The sequence below is a fragment of the Vibrio tapetis subsp. quintayensis genome (assembly GCF_030409945.1).
GTDB classification, from domain to species: Bacteria; Pseudomonadota; Gammaproteobacteria; order Enterobacterales; family Vibrionaceae; genus Vibrio; species Vibrio quintayensis.
The window spans coordinates 299,804-325,904 of the sequence record NZ_JAUFQV010000035.1 but is presented as its reverse complement, the minus strand read 5'-3'; the positions used below and the strand labels follow the sequence as shown (position 1 = coordinate 325,904).

Annotated in this window: 23 protein-coding genes, 1 riboswitch and 1 other annotated feature (1 of these 25 only partly in view); of the genes, 8 read left to right on the top strand and 15 right to left on the bottom strand. The window is 43.6% G+C overall.

All coding sequences use genetic code 11. The annotated features are described in order from the left end of the window. Positions 1 to 28 (bottom strand) — a sequence feature (His leader region) (it extends 111 nt beyond the left edge of the window). Positions 29 to 209: 181 nt separating this feature from the next. Continuing rightward, positions 210 to 1,805, bottom strand: coding sequence for a Na+/H+ antiporter NhaC family protein (locus QWZ04_RS18860; RefSeq protein WP_290329783.1), 1,596 nt, complete (start codon positions 1,803 to 1,805; stop codon positions 210 to 212). 100 nt (positions 1,806 to 1,905) lie between these two features. Then, positions 1,906 to 2,091: riboswitch (Lysine riboswitch) on the bottom strand. 314 nt (positions 2,092 to 2,405) lie between these two features. On the opposite strand from QWZ04_RS18860, the gene QWZ04_RS18855 reads away from it, so the two are divergent. Continuing rightward, entirely contained in the window at positions 2,406 to 2,813 is a 408-nt protein-coding gene (locus QWZ04_RS18855; protein WP_290329782.1) for an H-NS family histone-like protein, read from the top strand. Between the two features lie 87 nt (positions 2,814 to 2,900). Here QWZ04_RS18855 and QWZ04_RS18850 read toward each other — a convergent pair whose 3' ends face one another. From QWZ04_RS18850 to QWZ04_RS18840, 3 genes are all read right to left on the bottom strand, one after another. Further along, positions 2,901 to 4,205 carry an inosine/guanosine kinase gene (locus QWZ04_RS18850; RefSeq protein ID WP_290329781.1) on the bottom strand — a complete coding sequence of 435 codons (1,305 nt, stop codon included), beginning with the start codon at positions 4,203 to 4,205 and terminating at the stop codon, positions 2,901 to 2,903. A 229-nt stretch (positions 4,206 to 4,434) separates the two neighbouring features. Beyond that, the gene (locus QWZ04_RS18845) at positions 4,435 to 5,106 is read right to left on the bottom strand and encodes a YccT family protein (protein ID WP_290329780.1); all 672 of its coding nucleotides are present in this window, start codon (positions 5,104 to 5,106) and stop codon (positions 4,435 to 4,437) included. Positions 5,107 to 5,281: 175 nt separating this feature from the next. After that, positions 5,282 to 6,247 carry a porin gene (locus QWZ04_RS18840; RefSeq protein WP_290329779.1) on the bottom strand — a complete coding sequence of 322 codons (966 nt, stop codon included), beginning with the start codon at positions 6,245 to 6,247 and terminating at the stop codon, positions 5,282 to 5,284. Between the two features lie 513 nt (positions 6,248 to 6,760). Between QWZ04_RS18840 and dinG the strand changes: the two genes are divergently transcribed. The 4 genes from dinG to rsmS are packed head-to-tail and all read left to right on the top strand — an operon-like array spanning position 6,761 to position 10,361. After that, on the top strand, positions 6,761 to 8,839 hold the full coding sequence (gene dinG, locus QWZ04_RS18835; protein WP_290329778.1) for an ATP-dependent DNA helicase DinG: 2,079 nt from the start codon (positions 6,761 to 6,763) through the stop codon (positions 8,837 to 8,839). An 11-nt stretch (positions 8,840 to 8,850) separates the two neighbouring features. Then, positions 8,851 to 9,660: a sulfite exporter TauE/SafE family protein gene (locus QWZ04_RS18830; protein ID WP_290329777.1), complete on the top strand. Its 810-nt coding sequence runs from the start codon at positions 8,851 to 8,853 to the stop codon at positions 9,658 to 9,660. Then, complete coding sequence (locus tag QWZ04_RS18825; protein WP_290329776.1) at positions 9,657 to 10,193, top strand: primosomal replication protein; 537 nt, start codon at positions 9,657 to 9,659, stop codon at positions 10,191 to 10,193. Before QWZ04_RS18830 ends, QWZ04_RS18825 begins: the two co-directional genes overlap by 4 nt. Next, positions 10,194 to 10,361 (top strand): pleiotropic regulatory protein RsmS, encoded by a 168-nt coding sequence (gene rsmS, locus QWZ04_RS18820; RefSeq protein WP_290329775.1) that lies wholly within the window; start codon positions 10,194 to 10,196, stop codon positions 10,359 to 10,361. Positions 10,362 to 10,370: 9 nt separating this feature from the next. Here the strand turns inward: rsmS and QWZ04_RS18815 are convergent, their stop codons facing one another. After that, positions 10,371 to 10,913, bottom strand: coding sequence for a chalcone isomerase family protein (locus QWZ04_RS18815; protein WP_290329774.1), 543 nt, complete (start codon positions 10,911 to 10,913; stop codon positions 10,371 to 10,373). Between the two features lie 172 nt (positions 10,914 to 11,085). Beyond that, entirely contained in the window at positions 11,086 to 11,952 is an 867-nt protein-coding gene (htpX, locus tag QWZ04_RS18810) for a protease HtpX (protein WP_290329773.1), read from the bottom strand. 324 nt (positions 11,953 to 12,276) lie between these two features. Here htpX and QWZ04_RS18805 point away from each other — a divergent pair, with 324 nt between their 5' ends. After that, entirely contained in the window at positions 12,277 to 12,444 is a 168-nt protein-coding gene (locus tag QWZ04_RS18805) for a hypothetical protein (protein WP_290329772.1), read from the top strand. 95 nt (positions 12,445 to 12,539) lie between these two features. On the opposite strand, the gene bioD is transcribed toward QWZ04_RS18805, so the two are convergent. From bioD to bioB, 4 genes are read right to left on the bottom strand one after another with little or no spacing between them, the layout of a single operon-like run. Next, entirely contained in the window at positions 12,540 to 13,226 is a 687-nt protein-coding gene (gene bioD, locus QWZ04_RS18800; protein WP_290329771.1) for a dethiobiotin synthase, read from the bottom strand. Then, entirely contained in the window at positions 13,223 to 14,026 is an 804-nt protein-coding gene (gene bioC / locus QWZ04_RS18795) for a malonyl-ACP O-methyltransferase BioC (RefSeq protein ID WP_290329770.1), read from the bottom strand. Before bioC ends, bioD begins: the two co-directional genes overlap by 4 nt. A gap of 1 nt (position 14,027) precedes the next feature. Further along, on the bottom strand, positions 14,028 to 15,176 hold the full coding sequence (bioF, locus tag QWZ04_RS18790) for an 8-amino-7-oxononanoate synthase (protein ID WP_290329769.1): 1,149 nt from the start codon (positions 15,174 to 15,176) through the stop codon (positions 14,028 to 14,030). Then, positions 15,163 to 16,215, bottom strand: coding sequence for a biotin synthase BioB (gene bioB / locus QWZ04_RS18785; RefSeq protein ID WP_290329768.1), 1,053 nt, complete (start codon positions 16,213 to 16,215; stop codon positions 15,163 to 15,165). Before bioB ends, bioF begins: the two co-directional genes overlap by 14 nt. Positions 16,216 to 16,353: 138 nt before the next feature. Here bioB and bioA point away from each other — a divergent pair, with 138 nt between their 5' ends. Beyond that, positions 16,354 to 17,634 (top strand): adenosylmethionine--8-amino-7-oxononanoate transaminase, encoded by a 1,281-nt coding sequence (gene bioA, locus QWZ04_RS18780; RefSeq protein WP_290329767.1) that lies wholly within the window; start codon positions 16,354 to 16,356, stop codon positions 17,632 to 17,634. A 162-nt stretch (positions 17,635 to 17,796) separates the two neighbouring features. On the opposite strand, the gene serS is transcribed toward bioA, so the two are convergent. From serS to lrp, 5 genes are all read right to left on the bottom strand, one after another. After that, positions 17,797 to 19,104, bottom strand: coding sequence for a serine--tRNA ligase (serS, locus tag QWZ04_RS18775; protein ID WP_290329832.1), 1,308 nt, complete (start codon positions 19,102 to 19,104; stop codon positions 17,797 to 17,799). Between the two features lie 90 nt (positions 19,105 to 19,194). Then, the gene (locus QWZ04_RS18770) at positions 19,195 to 20,544 is read right to left on the bottom strand and encodes a replication-associated recombination protein A (protein WP_290329766.1); all 1,350 of its coding nucleotides are present in this window, start codon (positions 20,542 to 20,544) and stop codon (positions 19,195 to 19,197) included. 9 nt (positions 20,545 to 20,553) lie between these two features. Continuing rightward, positions 20,554 to 21,153 carry an outer membrane lipoprotein periplasmic chaperone LolA gene (gene lolA / locus QWZ04_RS18765; protein ID WP_290329765.1) on the bottom strand — a complete coding sequence of 200 codons (600 nt, stop codon included), beginning with the start codon at positions 21,151 to 21,153 and terminating at the stop codon, positions 20,554 to 20,556. Between the two features lie 69 nt (positions 21,154 to 21,222). Further along, a complete protein-coding gene (locus tag QWZ04_RS18760) occupies positions 21,223 to 24,162 on the bottom strand; it encodes a DNA translocase FtsK (protein WP_290329764.1) in 2,940 nt (979 codons plus the stop codon). 156 nt (positions 24,163 to 24,318) lie between these two features. Beyond that, positions 24,319 to 24,813: a leucine-responsive transcriptional regulator Lrp gene (gene lrp, locus QWZ04_RS18755; RefSeq protein WP_102521801.1), complete on the bottom strand. Its 495-nt coding sequence runs from the start codon at positions 24,811 to 24,813 to the stop codon at positions 24,319 to 24,321. A 153-nt stretch (positions 24,814 to 24,966) separates the two neighbouring features. On the opposite strand from lrp, the gene ald reads away from it, so the two are divergent. Further along, positions 24,967 to 26,091: an alanine dehydrogenase gene (gene ald, locus QWZ04_RS18750; protein WP_290329763.1), complete on the top strand. Its 1,125-nt coding sequence runs from the start codon at positions 24,967 to 24,969 to the stop codon at positions 26,089 to 26,091. The last annotated feature ends 10 nt before the right edge of the window (positions 26,092 to 26,101 follow it).

Sequence of the window (26,101 nt, the reverse complement as noted above, 5' to 3'; positions counted from 1 at the left end):
GACTTAGTCAGGATGATGGCGATGATGAATGTTCATTGCTTGTTTACGCATAATTAGTATCTCCATGTGTTAACTTCACACTATCGAAGCCACTGCACTTTTGCAACCCCAAATTAAAAAAAACAAAAAAAAAAGGAAAAGACATGGTCTTCTCCTTTCTCGAAACATTGAACCACTAGCACTCGCAGGTAACTAGCACGTCAAATGCGTTAGATTGCAGCTTCTTTACTCGCTTTAGACTTAGCAAGAATAGACAAGATAAAACATACAATCACAAAGGTGATGCTTGCCGCAGAAAACGATAACGCAACGGACGTTGTCATTCCCAACACAATGAAGCCAACACAAGAAACCAGTGCCACTGAAATAGCATAAGGTAGCTGAGTGGCAACGTGGTCGATATGATTACAGCGAGCCCCTGTCGAAGACAAGATCGTAGTATCAGAGATTGGTGAACAGTGATCACCAAAAACAGAACCCGCAAGCACGGCACCCAACATAGGCAGCATAAGAGCTAAATCTGTCGCGCCAGCCATATCACCGGCAATAGGTAGCATGATTCCAAATGTGCCCCAAGACGTTCCGGTAGAAAACGCCATAAGTCCAGCCAAAAGGAACAAAATAACCGGCAACCAATGTGGGCCAATATTACCTTGTACTTGAGATGACAAGTAAGCGCCTGTCTTCATATCTCCGATAACAGAACCGATGGTCCAGGCGAAGAATAGAATCAGAATTGCGCCAAACATAGAACGAGCACCAATCCACATCGTTCTTGCAATTTCAATTGCTGGCAGTTTTTGGCGAAGCACAGTAAATAGAGCAAACGCAAAACCGACCACACCACCGTAACAAAGAGATTTACCCACGTCGGTATTTTCAAACGCACCCAATAAATTAAATGCAATACCATCCGATGCGAGTGCTTGACCGCCTGTAAATATCATCGAAGAAATCGTCGCGACGATTAATGCAACAATAGGCAGCACTAAATCTAAAACACGACCTTTATCACTTTCTTCGATATCCAGCTCTTCATTTAAATCGTGAGCTTCTTGGCTATCATTTTTTCCGCTAAAACCGTGGCCCTGCGACGCTTCAATTTCTTTTTTACGCATCGCACCAACATCAAGTTGGAACCACGAAACAGCAAACACCATTAATAAAGCGAAAACCGCGTAAAAGTTCATTGGTATTAAACGTAAGTAAGCACCCAACGCCGAATAATCCGTCATACCGTGTGTTATTAAGATACCTCCGATGATCGTCATAATATATGCACCCCAGCTAGAAGCTGGCATTAATACACACATTGGAGCAGCCGTTGAATCTAAAATATACGCCAATTTTGAACGGGACACATAGAAGCGGTCAGTGACGGGTCTTGAAATAGCGCCAACAGCTAAACTATTAAAATAATCATCAACAAATATAAAAACACCTAAAAATGCAGCCAGTAACTTAGCTCCACGTTTACTTTTGACTCGTTTTTGTGCCCACTCTGCAAAAGCACGAGTGCCTCCAGAAAGGGTCAGTAAAGCAGTCGTCATACCGAGCAATAATAAAAATGCAACGATACTCATATTCCAACTATTAATACTACCATCAGATATAACTAGGCCCGATACGGTATCCGCTATATAGCTAGCAGTATTCGAAAAGGACATATCATTAAGGAGGATAGAACCTAGAAGTATGCCTACTCCAAGAGAAATGAGTACGCGTCTTGTAACTATTGCCAAACCCAGCGCAACAAGCGGTGGTAAAAGTGACAATGAGGAGGATGTAAAATCGATTAAATTCATGATCTTCAAAAACCAATGTTTGGTTAGAGATCTACTGCAGATAACCCAGTAGCGGGTATTATTGTTGAACAAGCGAAAGGAAAGCGATGCTTCACCTATGCCCTACAGTAGCGCTCCATAGTTTAACAACAATATAGACTATGGCAGTGTTATCCCTATTCGAAGATAACCCCAGCGGAGAGCTTTGATATTACTGACTCCACTTCGGCAACAACCCCTTTTTATGCTTCTTACTGGTATCACCCTAAAAACATATACTGATGGTTCTTGCGCCTCTACCTTGAACATGTTTGTTTACGAAAAACAAAAAGCCCAAATCAGGTAAGCGCGATTCTACGGAATGAGACCAAATTTGCAACATAAAACTTCACTTTTTTACCATGATACCAACTCATAGACTGAAACCTATTGCACTATTAGTAAAAAAAACCAGTTCTATTGACGCGTTTTTTATCTTGGCTTGAAAAAGAGAATTTATATTTACACTTAATTATATTTTATTACTTGGCAGTAAAGAACAATTACAACCATATATATTGAATTCTTTTTATACGCTGTTATTATTAAGCCGTTATCGTAATTATTCAGATAGGAATAACCATGTCAGATCTTGCTAAGACTTTACTTAATATCCGTAGCCTTCGCGCTTTTGCTCGTGAATTACCACTTGAAAGCTTAGAAGAAGCACTAGAAAAACTTACTATTGTTGTTGATGAGCGTCGCAGCAGTGAAGAAGAAGAACGTGCAGCTCAAGCTGAACGTAATGCTAAACTGGCTGAATATGCCGATATGATAAGCAAAGATGGTATCGCTATTGAAGACTTAATTGCTGCTATGTCTGGCAATGAAAGCAAAGTTAAAACGAAAAAGAAGCGTGAACCTCGCCCTGCGAAATACAAATATGAATTAAATGGCGAAGAGAAAACCTGGACTGGTCAAGGTCGTACTCCTTCTGCTATTCAAGAGCAACTGGATGCGGGTCGCTCTTTAGAAGACTTCCTTCTTTAAGAATCAAATTTGATAGAAAAAGAGCGCCTAATGCGCTCTTTTTTTTGTTTCAACAAAGGCGTTATTATCAATAGCCCCTAATTGAATTTATCTTTCCCAATACGCTTCTTCCAAACTATCTTCCCGTTCTGGCAACCCACGAGAAAGTCTTGGTGAGTGCTGAACAAGTACCTCATAGCTCGCGCGATTCGAATATTTACAAACTTGTGAAAATGAAGAATAAGTCAAAAATGGAATTTGATGCTTGCTTGAATTTGGTACATTATTTTTGTGATAACGATTAGCTGACATATCGTGCAGTAATGCAGATAGTGCAGCATCACCCGCGCCATTGGTATTTTTAATCTTCTCAGGCCCGCCCATATAAGGTGCGATGTGAGAATACACTTTGACTGGATTTTCGCTGCATTCTTTTTTAACAGGGCGGCTGAATTCGTACTGGTTAAATTCAGCGATAGCACCAGGCAATAAAGGTAAACTTGTTTGGCGCTTCATGCTCTCTTCTGTATAACCGGCCATGTATAGGCCAACAGGGCCTGCGGTACAAAGAACCAGGTCAACCCACTCTAACGCTTTGTCTGACGCCAACAATGGATCACTTTCTCCGGTAAGCGCTTCAGCTTCATCTTCGTTCATCGCAACAACAGAAACATGATCACGTAAAAATGCTTGCCAGTATTCAGGGTCGTCTTGAATGACGTATTTAGTCCCTAAGGTTAGTACCACAGGTACGTCATATTGCTTAGCGTACTCTATCGCTTTCATCGTCGCTTCTGGCATTGGGTCGCCAGGCTTACAACGAACCAAATAAGCAGTCAAAACAAGCGCGGACGCATTTTTAAATACTGACTCTGGAATGCTTTCCGGTTGAAGTTGGTTCATTTGACCTTCGCTAATTGCAAAGGTACGTTCTCCATCCTCACTGATCAAGGCGAAACAGCGTCCAATGGCACCATCAACCCCTTGTAAGTGGTTAAGATCCATACGGCTTGATGTATTACATAGGTAACGGTAACCGTAACTGCCTATCTGTATATCTTGGCTCATTACGCCAAGCAAAATAGACTTGTCGTCGGCTAATACTGAGTAGTTATGCAGTGTGTTACCGATGGTTCCGCCAGCGTATTCATTGGTCACCAATCCCTGAGATTTTAGTTCGCAATACAACTGCTCTGCGGTTTGGTCATCTATCACGAGCGAATGTCCCTTGCTCAAACCAAATTTTTCAATGAACTCATCCGATACTTTTGCTTCAATATCCACCAAAGTCTGATCGATACCAACAACATGGATGCGCGACATTTTTTTACTGACTTGCGCTTGGCTTACCAGTGGATCACGAGCGTGAACTGGAAAATAATGTTTCGATTTACGTTGGCCAGGGAATTTCATATTTACACAGTCTTATATGAGGGACAATTCGGGTTCGAGATTGTAGCTTGCCAATTTATTGGCATCAATAAGGATAACTATAGCAAACGTTTGCGAAGTGAAAATAATTAAAGGGCTTTAAACTGCACTAGCTTCCTACTAGAAACTTGGTCGCTTATCACTATAAAAGTAAAAGCGAGATCCTAATATCATAGGAGCTCGCTTTTAAAGTTCAACTGGTTCTATTTTATCACTCTTGATCGATCATCCATTTACGGAACTCTTTGCGATCTTGCTTAGACGCTTTTAAATACCAAGCTTGCATTTGCTCTAAGGCTTGTGGGTGAGCCGCAGCTTGTGTTGTTTTTTGTTTTTTAGGTGTCGCTCTAGCACTCTTAACAGCAGGCTCAACTTGACTCGCTGCAGCAACCGTTATGGCTGCTGGGCCAACATAAATGCCGTTTTGTTGGTTGTATTCTTTCACCAATTCATCCATATCAGAGTATGGCAAGAAGCCTTTTTTACCTTTCAATTCATCACTCTTGTAATCAATTGATTTCCCAGCTGAAGTTAGACGCCATTTAGGCTCATTTTTAAATACCTGCTCAGCGTGCTGAATGCTGTGTACTTTAGGGTGGTTAATTTTTATATCATCCGAACCCGCTTCAAACGTAATGACAAAAGGGGCGGAAGTAAACTGACCGTTCGAACTCCCCTTTCCGATATTTTTATCCATTTCAACTACAATCTGATTCTGACCGTGCTTTAGATTACTTGGTTTCATTTTACTGTTTGCTTCAGCACCATTAACCATCAATACACTGACACCTTTCGTAGGAATAACCTCTGAAGCAAGCGCGGTCGAAGCCCAAAAAACACTTAATGCTACCGTTGCTGATAAAAATAATTTATTGGTACACATACATACTCTCCAAATGATGTATTAAAACTAGACCTATTAAATCACTTCCGCCGATACTAAACCAGAGCCGACTAGAGCAATGAGATTACTAGTTAATATATAGATTTTACCTAACTATAAAAACTAAAAAGCCACCCTGAGGTGGCTTTTATATAAGCTGTTAACTAATCAGAGATTAGAAAGATGCTTTGATACCAACGCCGTAACCTAGCTCGTGGTTATCTTTATTGTTATCACCAACTTCTACGTATGCAGTAGTAGATGGTGCAATTGCGTAACCTGCGTTTAGGAACCATGCATTAACTTTATCACCAGAGTCAGGAGAAGTTACGCTGAAGCCTGTAGCAAATTTCCAAGCATTCATTGTGTAATCAGCTCCTGCTGCAATGCTGCTATCAGTTGTATCAGAACCTGTGTTTGGAGAGTTCTTAACTGAGTAGTAACCTAGTTCTAAAGTGGTGTTTTCTAAGCCTTTGTAAACAGCTTCTAATGCCATTAGTGCTTCTTTATCGCCTTTCGCGATAGTACCAGATGCTTTTTCAAACTTAGCTTGACCGTAGAAACCAGTAAAATCGAAGTCTGCAACACGGTAACCTAATTTAAGGTCCATGTAGCTACCATCTTTACCTAGTTTGTCTGCGTCTTGCTTATCTTGAGCAATAGCAAATGCACCGTAGAAATTACCCTTATCTAAGTCGTAACGAATTGCTTCATCAGCGCTGAAGTCAGCATCGTTAACAAAAGAAGTAACACCGAATAGGTAATCTGAACCAACACCTGAATCATCAAGTACAGTATCTAACTTACCAATTTTTAGAGAGCCGAACTGGTCGTTGTAGAAACCAACATAGACATTTTTAACACCAGCGAATTTAGCAGCTTGATCTTTATCAACACCAGAGAACTCCCAATAGAAACCTACTTGAGTGGTATCATCCATTGCGTAACGAGTATCAAAACCGAAATCAGCATCATCGATTTCCTGCTTTAGATCAGCATCTTTTACATTTGCTTTCTTATAACGTACTTCTACGTCGCCCTTCATGTTAACAGTTACGCCATCTTTGTTGTAAAGTTCGATAGCTGCGTTTGCAGAACCAGCTGCAACCATAACTGCTAGAGCTACTAGAGTCTTTTTCATAATAATCCACTGCCTTTTCTTAGAATGGGAATTCCGTTTCGGTTCCCTTTTTGTTTTGTTTGGAGTCAATTCGACTATAAAACCAATCAAACCGCTCCTAAAAATCTCGAGGTCTAGATTGCAAAATATTCCCCCCACTGTCAAATGGCTAAAAAAAACAAAATAAAAAAACATCAACCATTAAAAATCAATAACTTACAGTGATACAAATAAAATTTAGAGCAAAATCACATCAAAAACATTAAAAAAAACAACACCTGTAGTTTTTATTTTTTCAGGATAAAAATTTAATAATATCGATTACAAACAAATTAAAAAGAATAAACAACCACATAGAAAGCAAAATACAACACTAATCTCCCGTCAACAGTTCACTACAAAACAGCTCCCGTAAGGTTCAGTTTTTTTTTGTGATTGAGATCTATATTTGCCTAATAAAATAAGTAAATAGCCGTTTATCGGTGCTTTTTTGGGAATGTGGTACACTATCGACGTTCAATACAGAGACCAAAAATGCTTAATCCAAACATTCAAAAATCCATCCGAGAAAGCTATCAGAACCTTCAGCATCAACTTGAAAACTTTGTTCCTCGCCGAGCACAGAATTATCTTGTTGCAGAAATCGCTCGCACTTTGGCTGGTCAATACCACAAAACCAACCGCATTATGGTCGCAGAAGCGGGGACCGGCATTGGTAAATCGATGGCGTATTTAATGAGCGCGATTCCCGTTGCTTTGCACAGTAATAAGAAAGTGGTGATATCAACGGCCACTGTCGCACTACAAGAGCAGTTAATTAGTAAAGACCTGCCTCTATATAGACGCATCTCTGACAAACCTTTTTCATTTACCATTGCTAAAGGCAGGCAACGATACTGCTGCGCAGAAAAACTGGCAGCCGCAAGCGGTCAACAGGGCTCAGAACAATTAGCCATGTTCGACAAGAAGCCAAGCACAAAAGACATCGAGCTATTGGCCCGACTTTTTAAAGCCTTTAATGAGAATAAGTGGGACGGTGAACGTGATAGCTGGCCTTCGACCATTCCAGATTCTATCTGGTTGTCTATTGTTAGTGATAAACACAGTTGCAATAACAGTTTACCCACTCACCGCAACTGCCCGTTCCAAAAAGCACGTACGCACCTCGATAAATCAGACGTGATCATTGCCAATCACAGCTTAGTGATGGCTGATGCGGATCTAGGCGGTGGTGTCATCTTGCCTGAACCTGAACAAACCATATTTATCTTTGATGAAGCTCATCACTTGCCAAGTGTGGCTCGAGACCACTCCTCTGCTGCCGCCAGTTTAAAAGGCGCGGCCAGTTGGTTAGAAAAACTCACTCAAGTCTCGGCCAAACTGGCGAGCTTAGCGGACGACAAGCGTGTCTCTCGTTTCAGAAATGAACTACAAGAATCAATACAGCTGCTCATTCCGTCGCTCAACCAATTGGCAAAGCAAATTGATCCCTCTGCGTTCAAAGAAAAAACACTGCGATTTGAAAATGGTGAACTGCCAGAATGGCTAGAGTTAGAATCTAAAGAACTGAAGAAAATATCCGCTAAAGCATCCCAAGCCATGGGCAAGATTGCTGACTTGATCAGTGAACGCGTTAAAGATGGTGAATTGGCCACTCGGCTAGCCGAGCCAGCGCTTGCGGAAGCAGGCTTTTTCATTAATCGACTAGACAATTTAGCCAAAGTCTGGCACCTAATGGCCGAGCCAACACGAGAGAAAGGCGCCCCGCTCGCTCGCTGGATATCTGTCAGTGATGAACGCGAGGGCGACTTTGTGGTTTCGGTATCACCTTTAGAGGTGGGTTGGAAATTAGACCAAATGCTATGGAGCCGTTGCAATGGCGCCATTTTGGCTTCTGCAACTATCCGTGCCTTAAATTCATTCAGTTATTTTTGTCGTCAAGCAGGTATAAGCGATAAGCCAGAAGACGGAACGCAGTTCTTGGCCTTAGCATCACCCTTTGATTACCAAAATCAAGCGGAGCTTTATATCCCTCGGCTTAAGTGTGAGCCGTCGTCTCCTGAATTCAGTGATGTTCTAGCAGAAAAAATGCCTGACATTATTGTCGAAAACAAAGCCAACTTGGTTCTATTTGCTTCCTATTGGCAAATGAGACAAGTGGCCGCAACGCTGGATCAATCCGGAAAATCAAAAAAATGGAATCTTCAGATGCAAGGAGACTCATCCAGAACCGAGATTTTAAGTAAGCACGCCAAGTTGTGTAAACAGCAGAAAACCAGCGTGCTATTTGGCACCAGCAGTTTCTCTGAAGGGTTGGATTTACCCGGTGAATTATTGGAGAACCTGATCATCACTAAAATCCCATTTGCCGTACCAACGTCTCCCGTTGAAGAAGCCCATGCTGAATACATTGAAAGTCGTGGCGGTAATCCTTTCTTGCAGATATCCGTGCCAGACGCCAGTAAGAAACTGATTCAATCTGTCGGTCGATTGCTGCGAAAAGAGAGAGATTCTGGTAGAGTCGTGCTATTAGACAGACGCATCGTCACGAAACGTTATGGAAAGTCCTTACTCGACTCGCTTCCGCCTTTCAAACGTAATATCGAATACTAAGAACAATAAACATGGAATTACTTGAACCAACAACCATGGTAGTACTTGCACTGGTTGCCTTTCTTGCTGGATTTATTGATGCCGTAGCCGGCGGCGGCGGCATGCTAACCGTCCCTGCCCTACTTTCATTAGGCCTTCCGCCTCATGTGGCTTTGGGTACAAATAAGTTAGCGGCAACGTTTGCTTCGTCTACTGCAGCCTTCACTTATTACCGTAAGCGGTTATTCCAACCTAAGTTTTGGTACAAAGCATTTGTGGCCACCTTTATCGGTGCGACCATCGGGACCCTTGCCGTTGATGCGATCAGTACTGACTGGCTCGAAAAAGCGCTGCCTCTCGTGATTCTTCTAGCTGCCCTTTATACCATTTGGCATAAGTCTCCACCCAATGCAGGAAATGTGCTGCCTACCGCTTGCCCAAAGCTAGACAGAAAGCAAACGATTCAAGGTTTCAGCTTGGGGTTTTATGATGGCGTTGCAGGCCCAGGGACAGGGGCATTTTGGACCGTAAGCAGTATGGCGCTGTACAAAATCAACATTTTACTGGCTTCAGGTTTATCAAAAGCGATGAACTTTACTAGCAACCTCACCTCATTAGTTACCTTTGCTTTTCTTGGTCATATCAACTGGGTGCTCGGATTGACGATGGGCGTTTGCTTGATGGCCGGCGCTTATGTCGGGGCACATTCCGCGATAAAATTTGGGGCGACCTTTATTCGCCCAGTATTTGTTACCGTAGTAATAATATTGGCAGGTAAGCTCGCGTTTGATGCCTGGTTTATTAACGGGTCATTTGTTGACGAATGGTTTACTACACTATGAGCCGCTTATCTGCATTTGATCTGCATTTGAATGACTTAGCTCATCAAGCAGAACAACTTGATACACAGCGTGGCGAGCATCATAAGCCATTATTTGACGCTCAACTGTTTCATGGCCGTTCAAAGCTACTCAGCCCATGTGTAAAAGAAGCGCGAGCGACATTTGATGCGCTAAATAAAAAAGCCTTAACGAAAGTTCGCGCTGGCTTCCTTAGCGAGCATTTGATTGCTCAAATAGAAGCCATCACGCGAGAGCTATCAACAACCACGATTCGTCGCAATGAAATAAAGCACAGCAGTTACTATCGAAAGCCAATTAATCAGCTATACCAAGAGTTGTCTCAACATAATGAATGGGAACGACGACTCAAACTTCAGGTACATACTAAGCAAGCAGAATTAGAACGAGCACCAGCCTACTTGCAACAGCAAATTCAAAATGTGCTGATGACAGCGGAACAACGACTTGCTCGTTGCCAACAAGCTAAAGTCAGCATAGAAAACAGAATCCACTTCCGAGAGCGAAATCAATAAATGAGTCAAAACACACCCAGCAGTCTAGAACAAGCACCCGATGATATTAAATTGGCTGTCGACCTCATCTATCTATTTGAAAATAACGAAGTTGACCCACAAACTGCGTTAAAAGCCCTAAAGATCGTTGAGCAAGATCTGCAAAGAAAATTATCTTCGGCTGAATAGACTCGCCTTTTAGCGTTTTTTTCCTAACAGCTGGTTTCGATGATTGAGGTACTGAGTATTGGGTGACAACCATATTGCGAGAAAAGCATCATTCAGTTGTTCATCTTTAATAGTACCTAAAGAAGAGGCATTGTTTTGCCTGTCATACATGATGAACTCCCCAGAGATACCATCCGTAATATAGACGAGACGATCACCTTCATTGATGTCTTGATAAATCAGATCTAGCTTGACCAACCAGCCTGATGTAAGTTCTTCAGCATAACCTAGCTTAGTCCACTGCTTCTTTGTCGCCTTTAACAGCTTATCTTTTGGAACATCCCGTAAATAGCTGATCAATAAAGCAAGAGCATGCGGTGTGACATCAGCACTTTCTTCATATGACCCTGTTGGTGTTTTCAGCTCAGAGTCAAAAAGATCGAACAGCAGCCAGCTCAAGCTTGACGTGCCCACTGTTGGCCAACCGTGCCAATCTTTATTGTCTTGTGAATTGGGAGTCGATGCTAAGCACGATCCAGCGTACAGCGTTACCAGGAATAAAAACCACTTCATAAACACCTCTTTGCCACTATTAAGACTTAAGCTGAATAGAGCAAGAACCATTCCAGTGTCTATTTATTAACCACAAATCCACCAGCCGATTCCCAGATACAACAAAGCCAGAAGGTTACACTTCTGGCTTTCACAATAATCTAGACCGCAGTCAAACTATATTACCTACGAATTAGCTTGCACGTAACGCATCAATTCGTTTATCTAGTGGAGGGTGGCTCATTAGCAGCTCAGTCATTGTACTTTTACCATTGATGCCAAATGCCATCATAGAACCTTCCAATTGCGGCTCGTGACTTACTTTTAGGCGCTCCAAAGCTGCGATCATCTTATGCTTACCAACGAGGCTAGCAGCACCAGCATCAGCATGGTACTCACGCTTACGGCTATACCACATAGTAATGAAGCTCGCTAGGAAACCAAATACGAGTTCCAACACAATGGAAACACCAAAGTAAACCATCATATTACTACCTTGTCCTTCTTCGTCGTCGCCATTAGAGGCAACAATGTTCGCAATGAAGCGAGAAAGGAATATAACAAAGGTATTCACAACACCTTGCATTAAGGTCATGGTTACCATGTCACCATTGGCAATGTGACTGACTTCATGGGCTAATACCGCTTCCGCTTCATCACGCGTCATGTTGTGCAGTAACCCGGTAGACACAGCGACTAACGAATCATTGCGTTTAGCACCGGTGGCGAATGCATTAATATCTGGCGCGTCGTAGATGGCAACGGTTGGCATGCCGATACCCACTTGTTGAGCTTGACGGCTTACTGTTTCCATTAACCAATGTTCCGTTTCGTTACGCGGGCTCTCTATGACTTGAGCGCCGACAGAACGAAGCGCCATGCCTTTCGACATCAATAACGAGATGATAGCACCGCCAAAACCAAACACGCCGGCTAAAACGATGAGCCCACTTAGGCTGCCTGACTGAATCCCCGTGGTGGCATAAACAATATTAAGTACCACACTTAACACCAGCATAACGGCTAAGTTGGTGGCTAAAAATAACATGACTCGCTTCATTTACTTTCTCCAGATCTAAGAAGCATTAATGCACCAGTCTTTCGCTGGGCTTTTACTACATATAGTGTCTATTTTTTTTAATACAAGGTTAAGTTTTAAATTGAAACATTTTGTTTTCAATTAGTGATAAAAAATAGCGATTATTCACCAAATACATTCATGAGCGGGTATGCATTTGAATCATAAATTCATCTACGACTATGGTCGTATTGCTCTTGTTATAGCACACGTTTAAAGTGCAACTTATAGGCGAATTTTTCGTGTCTAAAGAAGCATTAAAATATCACGCTTCTTCATCACTTACTTATCCACGGAGATCGGACAATGACAGAGAACGGAAGTTTTCAAATGGCTATAGATATGCTGTGTTGCCACTTAGGACTGTCTGAAGATGAAGCCCGCGAAGAGCTAGGCATTGACAGCCAAAGCAAAACGGACCAACACATCATAGAAACTCAGTCTGCGCTGCTCGGCTTAATTCAAGAAAAGTAGCCGTACCTAATATTAAAAAGGGCCGTACTTAATTGTACGGCCCTTTTTTGCATTCTACATCGACGATTTATGAAGACTGTTTGTATATGCCTTGGCTATTTAGCATTTTCCAAAGGAGATAAATCAATGTATTTACCGATGTCTTTTTTCTTCACATTAGGCACATAAGGGATCATACCTAGCTTTGGTGCCGGAATGTTTTGTTCTAATGCCTCAATGATCTCCGCGTAATGCTCTGTGCCTGGGTTAATACGGTTTGCAACCCACCCTACCAAATTCAAACCGTCGTTAATAATGGCTTGCGCGGTTAGAAATGCATGGCTCAAACAGCCTAACTTAATACCAACGACCAGCACGACGGGTAGTTGTTCTTTTTTGACCCACGTCGCCAATTGATCGGTATCTGAAACCGGGACATACCAACCACCCGCGCCCTCGGTTAAAACCACATCAGCATTTTGCTTATGTTGCGCCAGTTTCTCACTTAATACGTCATAATCGATGACCACACCGTCATGCTTGGCTGCAATATGAGGTGACGTTGGTAAAGACAATGCGTATGGATTGACGTCATCGTAATCTATATCTAACGTTGCCGCTTCTTGAAGGTGCAGCGCGTCTGAATTTCGCAGACCTTGTTCGGTTTTTTCACTTCCTGCGGCAATGGGCTTATACCCTATCGTCGACTTCCCCTTTGCGGCAATCGCTTGCAAAATTGCCTTTGAAGCAACAGTTTTTCCAACTTCGGTGTCCGTACCGGCAATAAAAAATGCATCAATCATGATGTAATCACTCCAAAACATACTTGATAGGTTGCAGGTAATAGACCCAGATGGTTTCTGAATTTTTGATATTCTTCTTCTACGCCACGTAATGAATGGCGAGTCGTTAACCCGTTCGTTCTTTCTGCTACATGAGTTGCACCAATGCCTTTTAAGTCTTTCATTAACTCAAAAGAAGATTGATACCAAACTGTAACAGGAATCGAGTCTAGGTCATGGATCACATTTTCAGATTGCGCTAACGCAAGTTTTACCTGCTTTTCATGGAGAAACTCGTTTACATGTTGATGAGAATCAATTTTACTCCATGCTTTTTTTAGCTCATGTAGCGATCCATCCAATAACGAAGAAAAAACGATTGTCGCATTCAATTTAGCAACTCGTTTCATTTCAGCCAAAGGAACAGAAAGATCCTCACACCATTGCAACGCCAAACTAGAGAACACAACATCAAATTCTTGCATATCAAATGGTAAGTGTTCTGCGTCTGCTTCAACGGTGATCACATCCATTCCAGCGCAACGCTTTCGGCACTGTTCTAACATCTGCGCAGAAATGTCTACTGCAATGACTTTGGCTCCGCGCAAAGCAAGTTGATGAGAAAAATAGCCAGTACCACTACCAACATCTAGAACACGATAGTTTGATAAATCTTGCGGTAGTTTATCGAGTAAACGGTGACCGACATCACGCTGAAATTCCGCATGTTGATCGTACTTAGACGCAGCACGCCCAAACGCTTCAATGATGGCTTGTTTGCGTTGCGTATTTTTAAATGCGTTGTCTTGTTGAGCTAACATCTTAATCCTCTACAAGCGGTTTTAGTGCGTTTGCCAATCGTCGAACATCCTCAACACAATGATTGGCGGTTAACGTTATTCTTAATCGAGCCTCACCAGTGGGTACCGTCGGCGGGCGAATAGCCGTCGTCCAAAAGCCTGCTTGCTTTAGCTGATCAGAATACAGCACGGCTTTTGACGCCTCCCCAACCATCAATGGCTTTATGGGAGTGATTGTTTCTACGTATCCAGGAAGCTGGCTAAAATTGTCGTTGTAAGCTTGCTGCAACGTACTCAGTTTATCTCTTCGCCAGCTCTCTGATCTCACTTTATTAACACAATGTGTCAACGCATACGCTTGAGATGGGGGTATCGCGGTAGAGTAGACATGATGTCTTGCAAACTGCGTAAGATACGCGCCCATCTCACTGCCGCACATCACCGCTGCGCCGGACAAACCAAATGCTTTACCAAAGGTGACCACTAAAATATCAGGTTCCACATTGGCAAAATCACAGCTTCCTCGACCATCAGCACCCAACACCCCAACACCATGTGCATCATCGACCATAAATAGGCTTTCCGTCGTGTTGCATAACTTGCTGAGGTCAGTTAACGGTGCTAAGTCGCCATCCATACTAAACACACCTTCAGTTACAACTAAGGGTGATGCATTGCCTATAAGCTGTTTTTTAAGGTGACTGACGTCATTGTGTCTAAATCGTTGCATTCGCGCAGGGGAAAGCATTCCCGCTTCCACTAAAGAAGCATGGTTGAGGCGATCTTGAAACAAGCTATCGCCTTTTTCTAACAGACTAAATAAAACCGACTGATTGGCACTAAACCCTGATCCAAATAAAATCGCCCGAGAATAACCTAGCCAATCACAAAGCTCATCTTCAAGCATTTGGTGTGCTGATGAAAATCCGGTAACCAAAGGCGACGCTGCGCTGCCAGCACCATATTTATCAAGTCCATCTTGCCAGGCGCTCACCATGTCATGGTCACTGGCTAAACCTAAGTAATCGTTACTTGAAAAGTTGACCTTTTCACAGCCTTGGTATTTGAATGCTGATGTGTTGGCACCATCCAGGCAAAGTAATGAGCGAGTTAACCCTTTGGCTTCACGCTCATCCAGCCTAGCTTGTATTCTTTGATTAAACGCTCGCATCGTAAAACAAGTCGTTTTTACCTGGTCTTGCGGCGACACGCTCTACCACTCGATCGAGCAATTCATTTTCTTCAATTTCGTCTGGCTTTTGACTCACCTGCTGGCTATTGATCCCCAGTTTTTTGAACAACTTCATGTCTGAGTCTTCATCTGGGTTCGGTGTTGTTAGCAATTTACAGCCGTAGAATACGGAGTTTGCTCCAGCCATAAAGCACAATGCCTGCATTTGTTCGTTCATATCTTCACGGCCCGCAGACAGTCGAACAGCTGAGTTTGGCATCATGATTCGTGCCACCGCTATCAGCTTCACAAAGTCAAACGGGTCAACGTCTTCGGCGTCTTCCATTGGTGTGCCTTTCACTTTCACCAGCATATTGATTGGCACGCTTTCTGGGTGAGTTGGCAAGTTCGCTAATTCGACAAACAGCCCCGCACGGTCAGACGCGCTTTCTCCCATACCAATAATACCACCTGAGCAGATCTTCATCCCTGCATCACGCACGTGTGACAAGGTATCTAGACGATCTTGGTAAGTACGAGTGGTGATGATGCTTCCATAAAACTCAGGGGACGTATCAAGGTTATGATTATAGTAATCCAAGCCAGCATCAGATAATTCAACCGCTTGATCTGGGGTTAACATGCCAAGAGTCATGCAGGTTTCTAGCCCCATGTCTTTGACGCCTTTGATCATGTCTAACAGGTAAGGCATATCACGCGCTTTAGGGTTCTTCCATGCAGCTCCCATACAAAAACGCGTAGAGCCTGAGTTTCTTGCCTTGGTCGCGGCATCCAGTACACGATCGACTTCCATCAAGCGCTCTTTGTCTACGTCGGTACGATAGTGCGCACTTTGAGGGCAGTATTTGCAGTCTTCTGGACAAGCGCCAGTTTTGATTGATAGCAGCGTACTCACTTGCACATAGTTGGTCTGTTGATGCTGACGATGCACTTGTTGAGCTTCAAATACCAAGTCCATAAATGGCATATCTAACAGCGCTTTTACTTCTGGCACGGTCCAGTTGTGACGAGCTTCCACGTGATGTTCCTTATTATTCTGAATATTTTGTGTTTCTACTTGGCTAGTCTACCTAGCCATAATAAACTGTCAACCAATCACAATGTGAGTAGATTTACATTTGTATAAAACTTAAACGATTTTAATTGAGCGCATTTTATGGATTTAGCTTTCGACCGCCAGCACATCTGGCATCCCTATACTTCTACCCTTAGTCCTCTTACCTGTTACCCGGTTGTATCAGCCAAAGGGGTTTACTTGGAACTCGAAGATGGCAGCCAGCTTATTGATGGCATGTCTTCGTGGTGGTCGACGATTCATGGTTATAACCACCCTACTTTAACTAACGCAGCAAAAAGCCAGCTTGATAAGATGTCTCATGTCATGTTTGGCGGTATCACCCACCAGCCCGCGATTGATTGCTGTAAAAAGTTACTTGAAATAGTGCCTGACAACCTTGAGCATGTTTTCCTTGCCGATTCAGGTTCGGTGGCGGTTGAAGTGAGTTTGAAAATGGCGCTTCAATATTGGCACGCTAAAGGGGAACAACGACCAAAGTTTCTGACATTAAGAAATGGCTATCACGGCGATACCTTTGCTGCCATGTCCGTCACTGATCCTGACAATTCTATGCACAGCCTCTATAAAGGTTTTCTGCCAGAACACATCTTCGCAAATGGTCCAACAACTGGCTATTTCGATGACTGGAACGAAAATGATATTGCTGACTTTGAACATCAACTACAGCAACATCATCAAAGCATCGCCGCCGTTATTCTTGAGCCTATCGTTCAAGGTGCTGGCGGGATGCACATATACCATCCGCAATTTTTAGTTGAAGTGCGTCGTTTGTGCGATAAGTATGGAGTTCTATTGATCTTGGATGAAATCGCAACAGGGTTCGGTCGTACTGGAAAGCTGTTCGCCTGTGAGCACTCTAACATTCAGCCAGATATCATGTGCGTTGGCAAAGCCCTCACCGGTGGCTATATGACGCTGTCTGCCACTCTTACCTCAAAACACGTTGCCGACACGGTATGTGGCGGAGAAGCAGGTTGCTTTATGCATGGCCCAACGTTTATGGGAAACCCGTTAGCCTGTGCCGTAGCCTCTGCCAGTTTAGACTTAATCCAAACTGGCGATTGGCAAAACCAAACCCAATGCATCGAACAAATCTTTGCGGAAAGATTACCAGAGCTTGCAAAGCATGACCGAGTGAAGAGCGTAAGATGGCTAGGCGCGATTGGGGTGATAGAAGCTCACCAGAACGTCAATATGGAAGAAATTCAACGGCTGTTCGTCGCTAATGGCGTTTGGATTCGCCCATTTATGAACCGAATATATATGATGCCTCCGTTTGTATGTGAGGTGAAGCATGTAGAAACTCTCATTCGTGCCATAGAACTATCTCTCGATAATAATAAGTGTTTTGCAAAGTAAAGAATTCCCTCACATCTGTATTCGCTTTATTTCTGTATCCGCTCTTTTCTATCCTTACAAAAAAACCTGACGCCAAAACGTCAGGTTTTTTATTTTTGCTTAGTTCTTTTAGGCTCTTAGCTTTCGTAACTTAGCTTTTAGAACTTAGCATTTCGCTCTATATTAACCAATGTGCGTTAAGCCACCCATGTAGGGTTGAAGTACTGCAGGAATAGCGATACGACCGTCTGCTTCTTGGTTATTTTCTAAGATAGCAACCATAGTACGACCAACCGCAAGACCAGAACCGTTCAGTGTGTGCACTAGCTCTGGTTTCTTCTCGCCTTTACGACGGAAACGCGCTTGCATACGACGAGCTTGGAAATCCCACATGTTTGAACAAGAAGAGATTTCACGATACGTTTCTTGAGCTGGAACCCAAACTTCTAAATCGTAAGTTTTGCTCGCGCCGAAACCCATGTCACCAGTACATAGAACCACTTTACGGTAAGGAAGTTCTAGCAACTGCAGTACTTTCTCTGCGTGGCCAGTTAGCTCTTCTAACGCATCCATTGAATCTTCAGGCTTAGTGATTTGAACCAATTCAACTTTATCGAACTGGTGCATACGAATAAGACCACGAGTATCACGACCGTAAGAACCGGCTTCAGAACGGAAACACGGTGTGTGTGCCGTCATTTTAAGCGGCAGATCCGCTTCGTCTGAAATCGTATCGCGAACCATATTGGTTACTGGTACTTCAGCCGTAGGGATCAGCGACAACTTCTTAAGCGGAACATCACTTACTTGTTCAGTCAGTGGGCTTGTGTGGAATAGGTCTTCACCAAATTTTGGAAGTTGACCTGTGCCGTATAAGCTGTCTGAGTTGACTAGGTACGGTACGTACATTTCGGTGTAGCCGTGCTCATCGGTATGAAGATCAAGCATGAACTGCGCGATAGCACGGTGCAGGCGAGCAAACTTACCTTTCATTACGATGAAGCGAGAGCCAGAAATCTTAACCGCACTTGCAAAGTCAAGACCACCAGACATTTCACCAAGATCAACGTGATCTTTTACTTCGAAGTCGTAAGCTTTTGGCTCACCCCAACGAGAGATCTCAACGTTTTCATCTTCATCTTTACCGTTTGGTACAGAATCGTGTGGTAAGTTAGGTACAGCCATTGTCACAGCTTCTAGCTTAGCTTGCAGTTCTGCAAGATCCACTTTCTTTGCTTCAAGCTCACTGCCAAGATTACCAATTTGCTTCTTGATCTCTTCAGCGCCTTCTTTATCACCAGCCGCCATTTTTTGGCCGATTTGCTTAGAGATGGAGTTGCGCGAGGATTGTAAATTTTCAACTTCTACTTGAATGGACTTACGTTGTTCTTCAAGTTGACGAATTGTCTCTACATCGAGGTCGTAACCGCGACGTGCTAATTTTGCAGCTGTTTCATCCAGCTCAGTTCGAAGTAATTTAGAATCCAGCATTGCTAATCCTAGGCCTTTTAGTTGGTATTGAGATAGCGACGACATCTGCGCCGCTTAGAAGAATTTCCTGACTAAGATATCCAAAAAGCACTACTTTTCATAGCGCTTTTGTGGGCTTTTTGCATCCAAACTGGCGAGATAATCTAACTTTTCACCAATTTTCGTCTCTAAGCCTCGATTTGTTGGAAAATAGTAGCGAGTTTGTGCCATTTCAACGGGGAAATATTGTTCACCTGCGGCATAGGCGCCGGGTTCGTCATGAGCATAACGATACTCATCTCCATAGCCCAAGTCTTTCATTAGGCTGGTTGGCGCATTGCGTAAGTGATGAGGCACTTCATATTCAGGTTGGTTGCTCACATCTCTAAGTGCTTGCTTCCACGCTGTGTAAACCGCATTACTTTTAGGCGCACAGGCTAAATAGACTACCGCCTGAGCGAGTGCTCGCTCACCTTCCGCGGGGCCTATACGTGTAAAGCAATCCCACGCAGAAATCGCAACTTGCATGGCTCTTGGATCTGCGTTGCCGATATCTTCAGAGGCAATGGCAAGTAATCGTCTGGCTATATAGAGTGGATCGCAGCCTGCGCTTATCATACGAGCGGCCCAATAAAGAGCAGCGTCAGGGTCTGAGCCTCGGACGGATTTATGTAAGGCTGAAATGAGGTCATACCAAATATCGCCTTTGTTATCAAACCTGGCGACTTTCTCACCTGCCACTTCCGCCAACAATTCTAAGCTTATTCGCTTTACACCTGACTTGTCTTCTTCTGCCATATCAAACAGCAGTTCAAGATAGTTAAGGGACATTCGAGCATCACCATTGACCAACTCTGCAAGCCTGTCTTGAACATCGTCATCAAATTTCGCGTCTATTTCACCTAAGCCACGCTGCTTGTCTTCAATGGCTTGGGTAATCACCAACCCGATGTCTTCTACGTTAAGCGAGGTTAACTTGTAGACCCTAGCTCGTGATAACAATGCGTTATTGAGTTCAAAAGAAGGGTTCTCTGTGGTGGCACCAATAAAGGTGATTGTGCCATCTTCGATGTGTGGCAGAAAAGCATCTTGTTGGCTTTTATTGAAGCGATGGACTTCGTCTACAAACAAGATAGTACGCAAGCCCGCTAATTTATTTTCACGTGCCTTTTCAATAGCAGCGCGAATGTCTTTCACGCCAGAAGTAACAGCCGACACTCGTTCTACTTCAGCGTTCGCGTAATTTGCCGCAACTTCAGCTAAGGTGGTTTTCCCTGTGCCCGGTGGCCCCCACAAAATCATCGAGTGAATATGGCCAGCTTCTAACGCTCGGCGCAATGGTTTGTTTGGCCCAAGAATATGCTGTTGACCGATATATTGCTCAACAGTTTGAGGCCGCATACGCGCAGCCAGTGGACGAAAATCATCACCTGATGAAAAATCTAAGCTGAAGTTACTCAATGGGAAGCCTTAGTTGCGCTCATCATTAACTTCGATTCCAACCGGTGGAACAAAAGTAAATCGAGAATTATCTGGTACCGTCAGATCCATGTTTTTAAAACTGAATTCACTTTTTTGGCCGTCTTGTTCAACGACTGCAAAACCTAGCACAACACCTTTTTCGGTAATATCGACCAAAAACTGGCCTTGATTAGAATCCGCTTGAGTCGACTCAAGCACAAAGCTATTGCCGATTTGGCTAACCGAGTAGTTATCCCAATCGCTGGCTTGGTTGCGAGTCAGTAATACAAATGGTGTTTGGCTGGTCGCCGCTTCTTGGTTATATATACTCACTTGCTCTAAGAACGGGTCGTAATACCAAAGCGATTTTCCGTCAGAGACTAATAGATTCTCGTCAGGAACAACGGATGTCCAACGGAATAAACTCGGACGAGAAATCTCCACCTTGCCTTGAGCTTCTTGAATAACAATACCTTCAGGCGTTGATACTTTTTGTTCAAAATCAGCACTAAAACCAGAATTCAATGATAGACGATCATTTAACTCTTCTTTCGGGCCAGCAAACGCTGTCGCACTCACTAACGCTAATACGGCAATCCAAATTTTCATTTATCTTATCTCTTAATATGTTTACTGCTCATTGGACAACACTTGATTCCAAAGTTCGTCAGCAGAGCGTTATTCTTTTATTGGCGGTGGTGCTAATACTTCACGATTACCATTATGGCCTGGTGCACTCACGATACCATGCGCTTCTAGCTGCTCTACAATTCTGGCCGCTCGGTTATACCCAATTTTAAATCGACGCTGAACACCGGAAACCGAGCCACGGCGAGACTGAACAACGTGCTCAACCACTTGATCGAATAATGGGTCGTGCTCTTCTTCCCCTTCCATTTTCTCACCGGGAAGGAGTGTGTCAGCAGATTGCTCACCCTTTACAATGTCTTCAATGTATTGCGGCTTACCGCGCGCTTTCCAATCATTAACCACGCTGTGTACATCATCGTCCGATGCAAACGCACCATGAACGCGTATTGTGTGGCTTGAGCCTGGCGGTAAATACAACATGTCACCCATGCCTAATAATGATTCAGCTCCGCCTTGGTCCAAGATGGTTCTGGAATCGGTTTTAGTGGATACGGTAAATGCAACACGAGTCGGTATGTTAGCTTTAATCAAACCCGTGATGACATCTACGGATGGCCGTTGAGTTGCAAGAATTAAGTGAATGCCCGCCGCACGTGCTTTTTGCGCCAAACGAGCAATCAGTTCTTCAACTTTCTTACCCACAACCATCATCATGTCGGCAAATTCATCGACCACGACCACGATGTATGGCAGTTTTTCTAGCAACGGAGGCATTTCATCCATGCTGTCGCCTGGTTGCCACAGTGGGTCATGGATCGGGTGCCCAGCATCAGCGGCCATTTTCAATTTTTCATTAAAGCCTTTAATGTTACGAACACCCAGCGCAGACATGAGCTTGTAACGACGTTCCATTTCACCAACACACCAACGCAGAGCGTTCGATGCATCTTTCATGTCAGTCACCACTTCGCTCAATAGGTGTGGGATCCCTTCATAGATCGAAAGCTCCAACATTTTTGGATCGATCATAATAAAGCGTACTTCATCAGGCGTAGCCTTATAAAGCATACTTAGGATCATGACGTTCACACCCACAGATTTACCCGAACCTGTTGTACCCGCTACCAGCACATGGGGCATTTTGGATAGATCTGCGATTACAGCTTCACCAGCAATATCCTGGCCAAGTACAATCGTGGTTGGCGATGTTGCTTCTTCAAACTGAGGGCTGTTGATTACGTCAGATAAAAACACCGTTTGACGGCTCATGTTCGGCAGTTCTAGCCCAACGTATGGTTTACCCGGAATCACTTCAACAACACGTACGGCCATTGCAGATAATGAGCGAGCCAAATCCATCGATAAACTGGAAATACGGCTCACTTTTACACCTGGCGCTAGATCCAGCTCAAATCTTGTGATCACAGGGCCTGGGAAAATATCGACGACTCTTGCCTTTATTTTGTAATCAGCCAGTTTTGATTCAACAAGGCGAGCAATATCCTCTAGGGCTTGGCGGTCTATGTGGTTTTCGCGTTTCTCTGGGTGATACAGTAATTCTAACGTTGGCATTGGGCTAGTTGGCACAGGTAAGTTTGGCTCAGCTTGTACCAAGAATGGGTTCTGTGTTCCTGCCATATTTTTCTGAGCTTCAGAGACCATATTCTGAAACGCCACTGCGTCTGGGTCTTCCGGAACGATCTCTTCTGCAATAATGCTTTCTGTAACGAGATCGTCTGATTGCTGTTTTGTTTCTTGTGGTCGAAGCTCATCCACTTCAGGCTCAGCTTCGAGAGCCTCTGCTGGAGCATAGTCAGAGACTAACTCGGCTCCTTGAGCATAGTCATCCGCATCTTCAGCGGCTTGGGTCAACTCTTCTATTGTTGCGCCCAGTTGTTTTGCGCGGTCGCTAGTACGCTCACTCTCTTGATAGTTCTCAACCAATGGTGATTCAGTTGGCAAAGGATCAGTCGATAGATGCTGGTCTGCATACTCATGTTCAGACTCCAGGAATTCACTTGGTTCGAGTTCAGGTGCTACCTCGCCAAAATTAGAGTGTTCAGCATAGCTCTCTTCGTTAACATAGTTCTCTTCATCAGCAGCCTTATCTTCGATAGACGAATGCTCTGCATGAGCACTTAATGGCTGAACCTCAGGAGTATTCACTTCATCTATCGAGTGAGTCGGCATGTGGATGTTAAAACGACGTTTATCACCTTCTTCCGTATCAGCGATATCCGGTACCGAGGTAAACTCTGGTGCACTAAATTGAGGCTCCAGATTGTCTTGTAAACTCTCATCCACATTATCTTCAAACGTTTCATCAAACGTTGGCGTGTCCGATAGATGCGTAAGCTCAGGTTCAAGAACCTCTTTTTCCGTGCCACGAAAGCGATTTAGCATCCAAGTGACCGCACCAATGGCTGCATTACCCAACCATTCAACAATAGATAACCATGAAATGCCCGTTAGTAAGGTAAATCCCGCGCCCCACAAAAATAAAAAGACTAAAGTCGTGCCTAATGTATTAAAGGTCGGGATCGCTAAACTGGTGAGTACATCCCCAATCACACCACCAGACGAAAAGTACCAAATATCATCAAAGTTGATGTCCGCCAACCCGCAGCTTGTTAAAAGAACCACGACAAAGCCAAGAAAACGTGTTCCCCACAACATAAAGTCGATGTCTTCTTGCTCACTACGTTTACGAAACAGAACCCATGTCATGATAGAGATTGCAATTGGGAGAGGATAGGCGATGGAGCCAAAAACAAACAAAAGGCTATCTGCAACCCAAGCACCAAAATGGCCGCCGAGGTTTTTTACTTCGCCACCCCAAGATGTTTGAGACCAAGATGGATCGGCAGGATTAAATGATAACAATGCTATCGAAACCAGAATCGCAATCAAACAGCCCACGATAAAGCAGCAATCTCGTAGACGTTGTACGCCATCTAAACGGGAGCTATTCGCTGACTCTTGGGATTTGATGAAGGTTTCAACCTTTTCTTTGTTCTCTTTGAACATACTTAAACTTATGACCTAAATGGGATGGCTCTAATCAAAATACACCGAGAGGCACAGGCCACTCGGTGTATTGATTTAACCATATCAGGAGGTAAAACCCAATAAATATAGCCAATGTAGCGTCTTCTAGAACGTGACTGGCTAAATTTATGTCAATTATCGGGTTTTAATCACTAAGTGATTGGTTTGTTTCACTTCTTCCATAACAACATAAGTACGAGTATCGTTGACACCCGGCAAACGCAACAGCGTATCACCCAGCAGCTTACGATAAGCACTCATGTCCGATACGCGAGTTTTCAACAAATAGTCAAAATCTCCAGAAACGAGGTGACATTCTTGGATGTCATCCAGTTTTTGTACCGCATGGTTAAATTGTTCGAATACATCAGGAGCACCGCGATTCAATGTAATTTCGACGAACACGAGAAGTGAAGCGTCTAAATATTGAGGGTTTAAAAGTGCTGTGTACCCATTAATGTACCCTTGTCTTTCCAAACGACGCACACGCTCTAAACATGGCGTTGGTGACAATCCCACTCTTTTTGACAATTCCACATTCGAAATACGACCATCTTTTTGAAGCTCGTTAAGAATGTTTCTATCAATTCGATCCAGTTCCTTGGACGGTTTTTTATAATTATCCACCATTTCTTCCTACCTTGTTACTTCCTTGCAATAAAATATACTACATTTTCTTAATATTCAGTATCAAATTCTTCAAAAAGAACCCTATACTAGTTGTTAATTCGACAGAATTACCCTACACATAGATAATATAACTAAAAAACACGAGGATTCAGGATGATTATTGGCGTACCTAAGGAAATCAAAAACCACGAATATCGCGTGGGTATGATCCCATCTAGTGTGCGAGAGCTTATCTCTCACGGTCACCAGGTCATAGTTGAAACACAAGCCGGTAGCGGCATTGGGTTTACTGACGAGGACTATATTGCCGTAGGCGCATCCATTCTTCCTACTGCTGCTGACGTATTCGCGACAGCAGATATGATTGTTAAGGTTAAAGAACCTCAAACTATCGAGCGAGCTATGCTTCGCGAAGGGCAAATATTGTTCACCTATTTGCACCTTGCACCAGATTTTCCACAAACAGAAGAGCTAATTAAGAGCAAAGCTGTCTGCATAGCTTATGAGACTGTAACAGATAATATGGGTCGTCTGCCACTATTAGCGCCAATGTCTGAGGTTGCCGGTCGCATGTCTATTCAAGCAGGTGCCCAAACTTTAGAAAAATCTCACGGTGGACGTGGCCTTTTATTAGGTGGCGTACCTGGTGTTGAGCCTGCGAAAGTTGTTGTTGTAGGTGGTGGTGTGGTTGGTTCAAATGCTGCACGAATGGCCGTTGGTCTTCGAGCTGATGTGACTATCCTTGACCGCAACATCGACACACTTCGTGCATTGGATGAAGAGTTCCAAGGCCGTGCTAAAGTTGTATACTCGACTGTTGATGCACTAGAACGTCACGTTTTAGAAGCTGATCTCGTCATTGGCGCGGTATTGATTCCAGGAGCGGCAGCACCTAAGTTGATCACTAAAGAGCACATTAAAAACATGAAGCCTGGTGCGGCGGTTGTTGATGTGGCCATTGACCAAGGTGGTTGTTTCGAAACATCTCACGCAACCACACATGCTGACCCTACTTACGTGGTAGATGAAGTTGTCCACTACTGCGTTGCAAACATGCCTGGTGCGGTTGCTCGTACTTCAACGTTTGCACTTAATAACGCAACCTTGCCGTACATCATCAAACTAGCCGATAAAGGCTACCAGCAAGCTCTGCTTGCTGATGAAGGACTACTTGAAGGTCTGAATGTGATTCACGGTAAAGTCACTTGTAAAGAAGTTGCTGAGGCGTTTGACCTAGAATACGTAGAAGCAAAAGCAGCAATGGCGATGTTTAACTAGAAACAAGTCA